Genomic DNA, 12,541 nt, shown 5'->3' with positions numbered 1-12,541 from the left:
CGGAATCGGCTCGAAAGACGGCTGGAAAGTGCTTCATGCCAAACCACGCCGGGGTTCTTCAGCGTCGATTTTTCCCAGCCAAGCTGGAAACGGAAGGTGACGATGCAATTTTCAACACCCTGCTAAGACGAGTTAGTTACCTTGTTCCAAGAAAAACAGAAGCCACTCTATAGAGTGGCTTCTGTTTTTCTTGGAATCGCTGCTCAAGCTATGTTTTGACATAAAATTTCTCAAACAGGCAGGCACAAGTCCGCGTGCGTGGCAGGCTTGAAATAAAAAGCCCCCGGCGAGGGGATGCCGGGGGCAAAGGTTGCCTTGCTTGCTCAAGGCCCCGCTCAGGGAGGTATAGCGGGAGACGGATCAGAACCATCTGTTTGTTAGTACCAGGTGGGGCAGAGAAAGTTCCGGCCCCGATTCGTATCCAGATGTAAATATGAAAGAAATCCATGAGTCCAGTTCATTCAGCTTTTCCTTCCAGCCGTCCGAGACGGATGCGCCGTGATGATTTTTCTCGCCGACTGATGCGGGAACACCGGGTATGTACAGATGACCTGATTTATCCAGTTTTCGTGGTGGAAGGGGAGCGCACGCTTTATAACGTGGCTTCCATGCCAGGAGTGAGCCGCATGTCTCTGGATCAGTTGCTGCTGCGAGCTGAAGAAGCTGTAAAACTGGGCATTCCTGCCTTGGCCCTCTTTCCTGTGGTCGAGTCTGATCGCAAATCCTTGAGTGCAGAAGAAGCCTACAACCCGGACGGTCTGGTGCCACGTGTGGTTCAAGCCCTGAAGCAGCGTTTTCCCGAACTCGGCGTGATCACCGATGTTGCCCTGGACCCGTATACCAGCCATGGCCAGGACGGTCTGATTGATAGCTCCGGGTATGTTCTCAACGACGAGACACTCGAAGTGCTGGCTAAGCAAGCTCTTTGTCACGCCCAGGCGGGGGCAGATGTCGTGGCGCCCTCTGACATGATGGATGGGCGGGTAGCCCGGATCCGTGCCGAACTCGATGCTGCCCGGCAGATTCATACCCGCATCCTGGCCTACTCTGCCAAATATGCTTCCAGTTTCTATGGGCCTTTCCGCGATGCGGTTGGCTCCGCAGGTAATCTCGGGAAGGGTAACAAATCCACCTATCAGATGGATCCGGCGAATTCGAATGAAGCGATCCGCGAAGTGGTGCTGGATATCGCAGAAGGCGCGGACATGTTCATGGTCAAGCCCGGTATGCCCTATCTGGATATTGTCCGCCGAGTGAAGGACGAGTTGCAGGTGCCTACCTATGTGTATCAAGTGAGCGGCGAGTATGCGATGTTGAAAGCGGCCGCAGCCAACGGCTGGCTCGATGAACAGGCCTGTGTGATGGAGTCCCTGGTGGCCTTCAAGCGGGCTGGGGCCGATGGCATCCTGACTTATTTTGCGCTGGACGCAGCCCGCTGGTTGAAGGAAGGTGCCTGAACTATCGGTCAGTAGCGCTGATCAGTTTTGATCCCACAGCTTTCAGCCTTCGGGAAGAAGAGTCCGGGCGCCTTCGAAACGATCGGCGTAGTAGCGGCTGTCAAGTCGATCCATCCGGACTCTTCCGCGGCTGTTGGGTGCGTGGATGAATTTTCCATCTCCCATGTATATGCCCATATGGGAATAGGATCGTCCCAGCGTATTGAAAAAAACGAGATCACCTGGCCGAATCGCCTTGCTGGAGATTGGACGGGTTCGCTGGGCAATGCCTGCTGCGTTGTAGGGCAACTTGCGACCGCTGACCTGCTCCACGATATAGCTGACCATGCCGCTGCAGTCCAGACCCGCTTCCGGGTTCTTGCCGCCAAAGCGGTAGCCTGTATCCAGCAGTCCCAGGGCATAAATGACCATTTCCTGGGCATGGTCGTGGCGAGGGAGGGCGAACCAATGGCGGTTGGAGGGGAGGCCGGAGCTTGGCTCGCTCTGGGGGGGCTGTGGCCTTTGTGGGGGGGAGCTGCAACCGGCGAGGGCGATGGCCAGCCCAACAATCACGCCGATGACGGGGCTTGGCCCTTTAGCTGGTAAGGCGAATTGTGACCGGGCCATGATTGATCAGGGAGATTGTCATTTCTGCACCGAACTGGCCTGTTTCCACAATGGGGTGACGGGCACGTGCCAGGGTGAGCATTTCGTTAAAAAGGCGTTCCGCTTCGACGGGGGCTGCGGCAGGTGTAAAACTGGGACGGTTTCCCTTGGTCGTGTCGGCCGCCAGGGTGAATTGGGAAACCAGCAACAAGCCACCCCCTGTGTCGGTCAATGAACGGTTCATTTTTCCATTTTCATCGGAAAACACCCTGTAGGTCAGCACCCTTTCAACCATCCGCTGAATGTTTTCAGCTTGATCGTGCTTCTCCACTGCCACCAGGGCCAGCAGCCCTGGACCGATCTTGCCAACGGTGCGTCCATCCACACTGACACGGGCTTCCAGAACCCGCTGGAGAACAGCGATCATTCCAGGAACTCGATCTGGCCGTTAACCTGAACGCTGACCTGGCTGTCACCGGCCTCAAGAGCCGGGGGGGAGGTATCGGCACTGGCCATTGATGCCTGCGCACGCAGATAGGGCATGGGCGGACGTGATGGGCCATTGGTGTTGACAGTCACTTGACGAATCTTCCATTTTTTCTTCAGGCTGCCGGCAATCAGGGCTGCCCGGTTCTGAAATGCCGTCAAGGCATCAGTGATGGCCTCGTCTTCTGCTTTCTTCCAGGTTTCGGGAGAAGGGGTTGCCAGTAGGCTGGCGATGGCAAGGTTCTGCTGAAGTTTGCCCAACAACTCCGATACGGCGGTTGCATCGCTGCTTTCAAGGGACAGGTTTGAGCGCATCCGCCAGCCTTCGATGGTTCTTCCGTTCTTGCCATAGACGGGATAGGTATTGCTGCCGTTCGACCGGACCTTCACGGTGGGATAGTTCCTGGCTGCCTGAATGGCCCCGGTAATCTGGCTGTTGACCCTGCGTGCCACGTCTCCAGGATTGGCATCGGTGGCTTCCGCATAAACCTGTGCTTTGAAGAGATCGTTGGCGGCGGCCCGGCTGCTGTCCGCCGACAGGTTGGCGTGGGGACGCTCCTCATCTGCCCAAGCGCCCAACGGGCAGAGAACACTTGTCACTACAAGGGTGGTCATGAGGGACTTGTTCAGGATCTGCATTTTTCTTGTGGAGTTCATTGGGGGACCGTCGATTTGAGCTGCTTGATGCGATCATTCTCACCAAAGATGGCCTGAATGCAAGTCTTGGAAAGAACATTCAAGGAAATGGTTTGGCTGCCTGTGATACGAAATAAGCTGCGCCAGACTTGACCAAGCATAGACCAGTCTTCAGCATCTGGGCTCCTTCAGAGCAGGCAGGGAACGGTAGATGAGCAAGTCTCGTTGGGCTGGTGCCGCGTTGATCGTCCTGTCGGCCATCTCTTTCGGTGCAATGGCGATTTTTGCCCGATTTGCGTTTGCAGCCGGGGTGGATGTGATGACCCTGCTGTTTCTGCGTTTCTCAGTTTCAGGCTGCCTGCTGGCCGTTTTCATGGGTTTGTTTTCCCGACGCTGGCCACGAGGCCGCAACCTTGCCGTGTTGGTCCTGATGGGTAGCGTAGGGTACGTCGCCCAATCCTATTGTTTCTTTTCTGCATTGCAGTTTGCCACGGCCGGGCTGGTAGCCCTGCTGCTGTACTTGTACCCGTTTCTGGTAATGGTACTGGGTGCGGTCTTTCTGGGAGAGCGCCTTGGTATCGTCAAGATGGGGTTGGTCTTGGCAGCCTTTGTGGGCGTGGCGCTGACCATTGGTTCAAGCATGGACGGAAGTCGGACAGGCGTTCTGCTGGGAATGGCCGCAGCGCTGATCTACGCTCTTTATATCCTCACAGGAGGCCAGATTCTCAGGGAAGAAGAGCCTCTGGGTGCCGCTGCAGTAGTCATGCTGGCCGCAGCTGCCATCTTTGCCGTGGGCGTTCTGCTCGGAACGCCCCGGTTCCCTGTCGATGCTGCAGGATGGGGGTGGGTGATGGCGATTGCCTTACTATCGACAGTCGTGGCCATGCTCAGTTTGTTCGCAGGCATCAGGCGCCTGGGAGCTGCAGACGCTGCCACGTTATCAATCCTGGAACCCGTGGTCACCTTTGCCCTTGCCGCAGCCTTCCTGAACGAAGGCGCCACCTTGCCTCAGATACTTGGGGGCATCCTGGTTCTGCTGGCCTTAACTGGCCTGGCTCGTCGAGAGACAAACTGAAAGCTATCGCTTCAAGGGTTCCACGAGGTCCCGGTAGGCATGCCATGTGGCGTGGCCGATGATGGGAATCATCACGGCAAGGCCCAGGTGAAAGCTGATGAAGCCCACAAGGGTGAAGGTGACAATCAGGAAGGCCCAAATTGTCAACGGCACAGGGTTCAAGGCGAGGGCCCGAGCGCTGGCAAGCATGGCGGTGATGGCATCCTGATTGCGGTCGAGCATCAGTGGAATGGCCACCACGCTCAATGCGAATACGAGCAGCGCGAAGATGAAGCCGACTCCAAAGTAAGCTACCAGGAACTCCAGATTGTCGAGGGACAGGACCTGGTCGATGAACCCCTCCAGCGTTGGCAATTCGCTCGTGTAAAACATGGCGAAGATCACCAGGGAGGCGCGGGCCCAAACCAGAAAGATCACGCCCAGCACTGCGGCAAAGACGGCAATGTTGCCTGCATTGTGTCGCCAGACCGTGAGGGTGGGCCAGAGTGCGGGGAGGGATCCCTTCTCTCGCTGGCGGGAGAGCTCGTAAATACCCATGGCAAAAAATGGCGCTACCAGCATAAAGCCGCTCGTGACGGCAGCGATGTATTCATAGGCCCGGGAAAGGATGGCGGTGCTCAGCAGGCCCATGGCAGTGAAGCAGAAACCATAGAACAAGCTGGCACGGGCACATGCGAGGAAATCGGAAAAGCCTCGGGCAACCCAGCGTAAGGGCGCTGCCACGCCGATACTGCGGATGTTCGGGAAAGGCAGACCAGCACCGGCCTGCTGCTCTGCGGGGGTATGAAGATCAGCCATGCTGCCTCTCCCAGAGGTGTTCGATGGAAGTAACTGTCCACGCCCGCAGACTGCGGGCGCTCCTATGCAGGAGAGGTTTTGCGCCCGATAAAGTTCCACAGGGCATCAAGAACAGCTCCCGGCGCTTCGGACATCATGGCATGCCCGGCATCCGGAATCACCACCCTGGTCACGCAGGCATCCGGGGTGAAGGCTGCAGCAAGCGGGGCAAGTGCCTTGGGTGGCGTCATCCGGTCCTGGGCGGCACTCAGGAGCAGGACGGGACAGCTGACCCGGGCTGCAGCGTCGAAACCGCCCTGATAGGCATTGCAGGCGGCCATATCCCGGTGAAGCACCCCGGGTGCCTGACGCTGCATCAGTCGTTCGTTGAGTGCAGTTAGGTGAATGCCCGGGGTGCTGCTGGCCCCGAGTTGGGCCCGGGGAGCGTAAGACCATTGATTGATCATCGCATGGGCCTCATTGCGATGGCTGAGGGTGGCCTCCAGCAGAGGGGGCGCAACGGGCATGGGTGCAACGGATCCGATCAGGGCCAGGTGGCTGATCCGTTGAGGTGCCCGGGCAGCGGCTTCCAGTGCAATCAGAGAGCCCATGCTGTGTCCTACTAGCGCAGCTTGGGCCACGTTCAGGGTGTCCATGAGCTGGAGAACCCAGTCGGCCAGCGCCTCAATGCTCGTCAGTCCGTCGCCTGGGGACCGTCCGTGGGCGGGAAGATCGGGGGCCAACACGTTCCATCCATGGCTGGCACAATAACGGGTCTGGAGGGTCCAGACACTGTGGTCATGGCCTGCACCGTGGATGAAAATGATGGTGGGACGCCCGATTTGATGGGGGCGGCCGCCGGTGTAGTAATAGGGGTTCAAGCATGGAGTTGGATTCATGGCTTAGCCCTCAGGTGATGGCTTTCTGAGCGGCATGCAGGCCCCGCTCCAGGTCTTCGATCAGGTCGGAGGCAGTTTCGATCCCGGTCGAGAGCCGGATCGTACCCTCGTTGATGCCTGCGGCACGAAGGTCTTCTGCGGACATCCGGAAATGAGTCGTGCTGGCCGGATGGATCGCCAGGGATTTGGCATCGCCCACGTTGGCCAGGTGAGAGAAAAGACGCAATCCTTCGGTGAAGGCACTGCCAGCTTGACGTCCGCCCTTGAGGCTGAAACTGAACACGCCGCCACACCCCCTGGGAAGCAGCCGGGTAGCGAGGGACTGGTCCGGATGACTGTCCAGTTCCGGCCAGGACACGGATTCCACCATAGGATGACGGAGCAGATGATCCACCAGGGCCCGGGCGTTGGTTACATGACGCTCCATGCGCAGGCCCAGTGTTTCGACACCCTGCAGGATCTGAAAGGCGTTCATGGGGGAAAGGCATGCACCGAAATCCCGTAGCCCTTCCCGTCGGGCTCTGAGCAGGAATGCGGCAATGGGTGACTCCTCCGCGAAGTCCATGCCATGAAAGCCATCGTAGGGGTCTGTAAGGGTTGGAAACCGTCCCTGACTGGCTTCCCAGTCGAACGTGCCCCCATCCACCAGCAGTCCGCCGATGGCGACGCCGTGACCGCCCAGATATTTGGTCGCCGAATGCATGACCAGATCGGCACCCAGATCGATGGGGCACTGGAGGATCGGGGTGACCAGGGTTGCATCCACCATCAGTGGTACTCCCGCTTCATGGGCAAGGGTGGCAATAGTCGGTATGTCGAGGACTTCCAACCCCGGATTGCCGATTGCTTCGCCGAACAATAGGCGGGTTTCGGGCCGGATGGCATCACGCCAGGCCTGGGGATCCCGAGGAGAGACGAAGGTGGTAGTGATGCCGAAGCGGGGCAGGGTATAGGCCAGCAGGTTGTGAGACCCCCCGTAGAGGGCGCGGGAGGCGACGATGTGCCCGCCCGTTCCCATCAGGGTGGTGATGGCGAGCATCAGCGCGGCTTGTCCGCTGGCGCAGGCAATCGCTCCGATGCCGCCGTCCAAAGCCGCAATCCGCTCTTCCAGTACGGCGTTGGTGGGATTGGAAATCCGCGAATACACGTGACCAGCCCGTTCCTGGTTGAAGAGGGCAGCGGCATGGTCGCTGCTCTCGAAAACGTAGCTGGTGGTGAAATGGATCGGCGTCGCCCGCGAACGGTGCACCGGATCGGGCGTCTGGCCCGCATGGAGGGCCAGGGTGTCCGCCCCAGCGTTACGGTGAGTGGGCATGCTGTGTCAGGCTTGATTGTGAGTGTGGGAAAAAGCGTTCAGGCAGGTTCGTCGGGACAGAGCATCTGCTCGATGAGGGAGATGCGGTCCTTCAGTAGCAGCTTGCGTTTCTTGAGGCGACGCAGCAGCAGTTCGTCTCCAGGCGGTGGTGCAGCTGAAATCTGCGTGATTATGGCGTCAAGGTCCCGGTGCTCGGTGGTGAGCACGGCAAGACGGGCGGTGAGGCTGCTGACTTCGGCGTCAGGTTCATTGGTGTCGTTCATGCCTGGTTGCTCGACGATGGGCCCTGGATGGGCAGGATGGGATCAATCTTAGGCGGGTGGGCTGGGAAAAAGCAACGGAAGGGAACTTGAAGTCGCTCCAGGTGTTCCCATTTAAGGAAACATCCAGCCTGTGAGGCGAAACAGCTGTCAGGAGATCTGTCATGAACGTGGTACTCAACAATCCCGTCTTGTATGTGGTGGATTATCCGGATATCCACGCCCTTGAAGTGATTGACAAGCGAAGAGGTGCGGGAGTCCTGTTCCGGGACGAGGCAGCCTGCCGGCTGCGTCAGGAGTTACAGGATGTAGCGTCATCCTCCAGCGAGATGGATGATTTTGAGGACTGGCTTGAGGGATATGGTGCGCTCATGAATCAACCCGCAGTCTATCACTGAGACTTCTGACATGACGGGCTGCTTGCCGTGGTGGCAGGCAGCTTCTAACATGAAGCCCATTTTATGATTTTGGAGTATGTGTGAATAAAGCCTTCGTCAGGGAAAGCGATCAGGACGACGAGGAGGACTCTCCGCCAGGTGTGCCCAGGTTGCCACCGGGAACCAAGAACTACATGACTCGCAGAGGCTTCGAAATTCTGCGTGCGGAGCTGGATGGCCTGGTTCGGGATGAGCGTCCCAAACTGGTTGAAACCATTCGTTGGGCCGCTTCCAACGGTGATCGCTCCGAGAACGGAGATTACATTTACGGCAAGAAGCGCCTCCGTGAAATCGATCGGCGAATCCGTTTCCTTATCAAGCGCCTCGAAAGTGCGCTGGTGGTGACACCCGCGGAGCAGGACAACACCGAGCAGGTCTATTTCGGTGCGACTGTGACGGTCTGCGATGTCGACGGCGAAGAGGAGCAGACCTACCAGATTGTTGGCGTCGATGAGGCCAATGCCTCTGAGGGGCGGATCAGCTGGATTGCGCCCCTATCCCGGGCACTGCTCAAGGCACGGGAAGGCGATGTCGTCCGCTTTGTCAGTCCGGCGGGAATTCGTGAGATCGAGGTTGTGGAGATACGCTACGAGTAAGTTCTGCCCGGAATCTGCTCACGCTCCCGAGGGCGACGAACCAGAGCAGGTGGGCGGGGTAAGGTGAAGAAAAGGCTTGTGCCCTTGCCAGGAGCGGACTCTACCCATACGGAACCGCCATGGCGTTCGATGATGCGACGAACGCTGGCCAGGCCGATCCCCGACCCTTGAAAGCCTTCTTGCTGGTGAAGTCGCTGGAACGGCTCAAACAGCCGACGGGCATGGTCGAGCCTGAAGCCGATCCCGTTGTCACTCACGTAGTACAGGTTTTCGTCTCCGTGGGGTCGCCCTCCGAAATGGATCAGGGCGGGTTGGCTGTCACGGGTAAATTTCCATGCATTGCCCAGCAGGTTTTCCAGTGCCGAACGAAGCAACACCGGATCAGCCTCTGCCTGGAGACCTTCTTCCACATGACTGACGATGACCCGCTCAGGTTGAGTGGCAGACAGGTCGTCCAGAATTTCCTGGGCCATTCCACTCAGATCCAGATGCTGGATTTTCAGAGCATGTTGATTGACGCTTGAAAGCCGCAGTAGCGCGTCGATCAGTTCCTCCATCCGCAGGCTCGCCCGTTTCAGACGACGCAGATGCTGCCGTCCGGCTTCATCCAGTCGGTCCCCAGAGTCTTCTTCGAGAGCATGGGCAAAGCCGTTGATGCTGCGTAAGGGGGCCGACAGGTCGTGGGATATTGAGTAACTGAAACTGAGCAACTCCCGATTGACCTGCTCCAGTTGGGCCGTGCGCTGCCGGACACGCTCCTCCAGCATCTGGTTGTCCTGTTCCCGGCGGTGTACGTAACGCTGAAGCAGCATGGCAAGCGCTGCCAGTAGCGTGATCAGGGCCAGGGAGGAAACCAGGATACGATTTCGGTGGGGAACATAATCAGCCAGGGCATCTTCCGTCAGCCGACTACTGCTCACCAGAACGGGGCGTTCGTTCCGCTGGCGCCACGCGGAGAGCCGCTCTGTCCCGAGACGATCCAGCCCGGATTGACTCTGACCGGGTTCCCCTTGCAAATCTTTCAGATTCCGTACACTTTTCCAAGGGCTGCCGATGGCTGCATCCAGAGGCGGGTGCTGAACAAGGACAAGCCCTCGGGCGGAGTGAACGATCTGCAGGACATCACCACGGGGTAATGCCAGTTCCCGGTAGATACCGTCAAAGTAGGCATGGCTGATTGCAGCACTGACTGAACCCAGGTACTTGCCTGATTCGTCGAAAACCTGGCGACTCAGTGGAATGACCCACTCTCCCGTATAAGGACTGCGGACGGGAGGGTCGATCTGAATCCCCTCCTGGACGCCCAGCGAGAAGGGGCGTTGACGGATGGGAGCGCGCGGTGGATTCGTCGTTTGATCCGGAGCGATGGAGGTGGCTGCAGGGCTTCCATCTGTCCGTTCAACCTGCAGGTAGCTCACGGAGGGTAGGTGACTGGCCTTGCTTCGGAGGGGCTGTACGAGCTCTTCCTCTCCAAAACTCTCAAGGCTGCCCCTGTCTTCGATTAACCGTGCCAGTTCAGCCAAGGCTGTTTCGGTCTCGCCGAAAGCCCTGGCTACATGTTCATCCAGAACTCGTGTCAGGTTCACCAGGTCGGATTCTGAACGCCGCAGGGCCTGCTCCTTGTCGTACTCGATGAGCAGTTTCGCGCCGCCCGCGACGAAACCCGTGAGACAAAAGAAGGCCAGGCCGATGGCAAGGTAGAGAGAACGGCGTTTCGAGCCGTGTTCGACCTTTTCACTGCGGGCAGGTGGTGTGCGCCTGCGGAGGGCGAAATGAAAGCGGGGGAGGGGAATTCGTTCCATCGAAGGGGATGGGGCTTGAAAGAAGGGCGAGAACACCCATATGAGGGACATTAACGGTTCTCATGGAGCAAGCTTTATGACTGTCGAGCAAATGTCGTCCGCACAAACTCTGAACTTCCAGGCAGAGGTCAAGCAACTGCTGCACCTCATGATCCATTCCCTGTACTCCAATCGGGAGATCTTTCTCCGGGAGCTGGTTTCCAATGCTTCCGATGCCTGTGACAAGCTACGCTTTGAAGCCTTGGAGAACAGCGCCCTGTTCGAGAGCGACAGTGAGCTCAAGATCCGCGTGGCCTTCGATAAGACAAGCCGGACGCTGAGCATTTCCGATAACGGCATCGGCATGAGCCGCGACGAGGTGGTCACCAATCTGGGCACCATCGCCAAGTCGGGCACCAAGGAGTTTTTTGGCAAGTTGACTGGCGATCAGAAGAAGGACGCCCACCTGATCGGCCAGTTCGGGGTCGGCTTTTACTCTGCCTTCATCGTTGCCGACAAGGTCACCGTGCGTACCCGCCGGGCCGGTCTTGCCAGCACGGAGGCCGTGCAGTGGGAATGCTCGATGACCGGTGACAGCGCCGGTGAATACACCGTGCAGCCCATCGACAAGGCTGACCGCGGCACCGAAATCACCCTGCATCTGCGCGAAGACCAGAACGACCTGCTGTCCAGCTGGAAGCTGCGCTCCATCATCCAGAAATACTCCGACCACATCCTTCAGCCCATCGTGATGAAGAAGGAACAATGGGATGAGGAGAAGAAGGAACAGGTGATCACCGCCGAAGACGAGACTGTCAACAAGGCGAATGCTCTGTGGGCCCGGGCCAAGTCCGATATTACGGATGAGGAATACACGGAGTTTTACAAGCACGTGGGGCATGACTACGAGCCGCCCCTGGCCTGGACCCACTCCAAGGTCGAGGGTCGTCACGAGTACACCCAGCTTCTCTACGTGCCGGGCCATGCCCCCTTCGACCTGTGGGACCGTCAGGCCCGCCACGGGGTCAAGCTCTACGTGCGCCGCGTGTTCATCATGGACGACGCCGAGAAACTGATGCCCCTCTACCTTCGCTTCGTGCGTGGAGTGGTGGACTCCAACGATCTGCCGCTCAATGTTTCCCGTGAGATCCTGCAGGAATCCAAAGACATCGACACCCTGCGGGCCGGCTGCACCAAGAAGGTCCTGGGCCTGCTTGAGGACATGGCCGAAAACGACAAGGACAAGTACGCTGCCTTCTGGAAGGAGTTCGGGCAGGTACTGAAGGAGGGCGTGGGCGAAGATTTCGCCAACAAGGCCAAGATCGCCGGCCTGTTGCGCTTTGCCTCCACTCATGCGGAAACGTCCGAAGAACTTGTCTCCCTCACCGACTAATTCGGGAGATTGAAGGAAGGCCAGGAAAAGATCTACTACGTCACTGCCGTCAGCTTCAATCCCGGCAAGAATAGCCCCCATCTGGAGATTTTCCGCAAGAAGGGTATTGAGGTGCTGCTGCTCTCCAACCGGGTGGACGAATGGGTAGTGGGCAACCTCGCCGAGTTCGACGGCAAATCACTGGTTTCCGTCGCCAAGGGTGGTCTGGATCTGGGCAAACTGGAAGATGAAGCCGAGAAGGCGGCTGTCGAGAAAGAGACTGGTGAGCTGAAGGACCTGCTCGAAAAGATGAAGGGTAGTCTGGAGGGTAAGGTCAAGGAAGTCCGGATAACCCATCGCCTGACCGATTCCCCCGCCTGTCTGGTGGCCGACGAGCACGACATGGGGATGAATCTGGCAAGGATGATGAAGGCTGCGGGCCAGAACATTCCCCTTTCCAAGCCCATTCTCGAGATCAACCCCAGTCACCCGGTGGTACTGCGCCTCAAATACGAGGAGGCTCAATTCGCTGACTGGGCAGCAGTGTTGTTTGATCAGGCCTTGTTGGCAGAAGGCGGTACGCTGGACGATCCGGCCACTTTCGTCAAGCGGATCAATCAGCTGATGCTGGTGATGAACAGTAACTAAGCAGGTTGCGGGAGTGTCTGGCACTCCCCAGCGGACCCTGATCGTGCCTGATGGAGACACCTGGGTGTTTCCATCAGGCACGATGCTTTCATGTAACCGCTCACTGAGCGGCGTTCTTCCCCCGCCCTGGCTCACGCGGAAGAATCCTCCTTCTGTTCAATCAGGAGGAACGCGAAGTGAGCAGCGCGACGACAAGCAACAACAAGCGGCAGCGGCG

12 protein-coding genes and 1 pseudogene are annotated in these 12,541 nt (G+C 58.3%); 5 read left to right on the top strand and 8 right to left on the bottom strand.

What is annotated here, in order from left to right; genetic code table 11:
* Window positions 1-446 precede the first annotated feature (446 nt).
* Window positions 447-1,457 carry a porphobilinogen synthase gene (hemB, locus tag PHD22_RS14235; RefSeq protein ID WP_299868204.1) on the top strand — a complete coding sequence of 337 codons (1,011 nt, stop codon included), beginning with the start codon at window positions 447-449 and terminating at the stop codon, window positions 1,455-1,457.
* 42 nt (window positions 1,458-1,499) lie between these two features.
* Here the strand turns inward: hemB and PHD22_RS14230 are convergent, their stop codons facing one another.
* The 3 genes from PHD22_RS14230 to PHD22_RS14220 are packed head-to-tail and all read right to left on the bottom strand — an operon-like array spanning window position 1,500 to window position 3,143.
* Complete coding sequence (locus PHD22_RS14230; RefSeq protein ID WP_299868201.1) at window positions 1,500-2,063, bottom strand: C40 family peptidase; 564 nt, start codon at window positions 2,061-2,063, stop codon at window positions 1,500-1,502.
* Window positions 2,032-2,469 (bottom strand): D-aminoacyl-tRNA deacylase, encoded by a 438-nt coding sequence (gene dtd / locus PHD22_RS14225; protein ID WP_299868198.1) that lies wholly within the window; start codon window positions 2,467-2,469, stop codon window positions 2,032-2,034. Before dtd ends, PHD22_RS14230 begins: the two co-directional genes overlap by 32 nt.
* On the bottom strand, window positions 2,466-3,143 hold the full coding sequence (locus tag PHD22_RS14220; RefSeq protein WP_299868194.1) for an SIMPL domain-containing protein: 678 nt from the start codon (window positions 3,141-3,143) through the stop codon (window positions 2,466-2,468). The genes dtd and PHD22_RS14220 overlap by 4 nt, the downstream gene beginning before the upstream one ends.
* Before the next feature lie 232 nt (window positions 3,144-3,375).
* Here PHD22_RS14220 and PHD22_RS14215 point away from each other — a divergent pair, with 232 nt between their 5' ends.
* Window positions 3,376-4,239: a DMT family transporter gene (locus tag PHD22_RS14215; RefSeq protein ID WP_299868191.1), complete on the top strand. Its 864-nt coding sequence runs from the start codon at window positions 3,376-3,378 to the stop codon at window positions 4,237-4,239.
* A gap of 3 nt (window positions 4,240-4,242) precedes the next feature.
* On the opposite strand, the gene PHD22_RS14210 is transcribed toward PHD22_RS14215, so the two are convergent.
* From PHD22_RS14210 to PHD22_RS14195, 4 genes are all read right to left on the bottom strand, one after another.
* The gene (locus PHD22_RS14210) at window positions 4,243-5,037 is read right to left on the bottom strand and encodes a DUF2189 domain-containing protein (RefSeq protein WP_299868187.1); all 795 of its coding nucleotides are present in this window, start codon (window positions 5,035-5,037) and stop codon (window positions 4,243-4,245) included.
* Between the two features lie 62 nt (window positions 5,038-5,099).
* Entirely contained in the window at window positions 5,100-5,915 is an 816-nt protein-coding gene (locus tag PHD22_RS14205; RefSeq protein WP_299868184.1) for an alpha/beta hydrolase, read from the bottom strand.
* A gap of 10 nt (window positions 5,916-5,925) precedes the next feature.
* Window positions 5,926-7,230, bottom strand: coding sequence for an O-acetylhomoserine aminocarboxypropyltransferase (locus PHD22_RS14200; protein ID WP_299868181.1), 1,305 nt, complete (start codon window positions 7,228-7,230; stop codon window positions 5,926-5,928).
* A 38-nt stretch (window positions 7,231-7,268) separates the two neighbouring features.
* Entirely contained in the window at window positions 7,269-7,493 is a 225-nt protein-coding gene (locus PHD22_RS14195) for a DUF465 domain-containing protein (protein ID WP_299868178.1), read from the bottom strand.
* Window positions 7,494-7,654: 161 nt separating this feature from the next.
* On the opposite strand from PHD22_RS14195, the gene PHD22_RS14190 reads away from it, so the two are divergent.
* On the top strand, window positions 7,655-7,888 hold the full coding sequence (locus PHD22_RS14190) for a DUF3567 family protein (RefSeq protein WP_299868175.1): 234 nt from the start codon (window positions 7,655-7,657) through the stop codon (window positions 7,886-7,888).
* A gap of 80 nt (window positions 7,889-7,968) precedes the next feature.
* Window positions 7,969-8,523 carry a transcription elongation factor GreB gene (greB, locus tag PHD22_RS14185; RefSeq protein WP_299868172.1) on the top strand — a complete coding sequence of 185 codons (555 nt, stop codon included), beginning with the start codon at window positions 7,969-7,971 and terminating at the stop codon, window positions 8,521-8,523.
* Here the strand turns inward: greB and PHD22_RS14180 are convergent.
* Window positions 8,514-10,325 (bottom strand): ATP-binding protein, encoded by a 1,812-nt coding sequence (locus PHD22_RS14180; RefSeq protein WP_299868169.1) that lies wholly within the window; start codon window positions 10,323-10,325, stop codon window positions 8,514-8,516. The genes greB and PHD22_RS14180 overlap by 10 nt on opposite strands.
* 76 nt (window positions 10,326-10,401) lie before the next feature.
* Between PHD22_RS14180 and htpG the strand changes: the two are divergent.
* Window positions 10,402-12,324 (top strand): annotated as a pseudogene (gene htpG, locus PHD22_RS14175) (molecular chaperone HtpG).
* Window positions 12,325-12,541: the final 217 nt, after the last annotated feature.

The sequence above is a fragment of the Zoogloea sp. genome (assembly GCF_028693495.1).
Lineage (GTDB): Bacteria > Pseudomonadota > Gammaproteobacteria > Burkholderiales > Rhodocyclaceae > Zoogloea.
The sequence above is the reverse complement of the archived record's forward strand: the minus strand, read 5'-3'. Positions and strand labels throughout refer to the sequence as shown.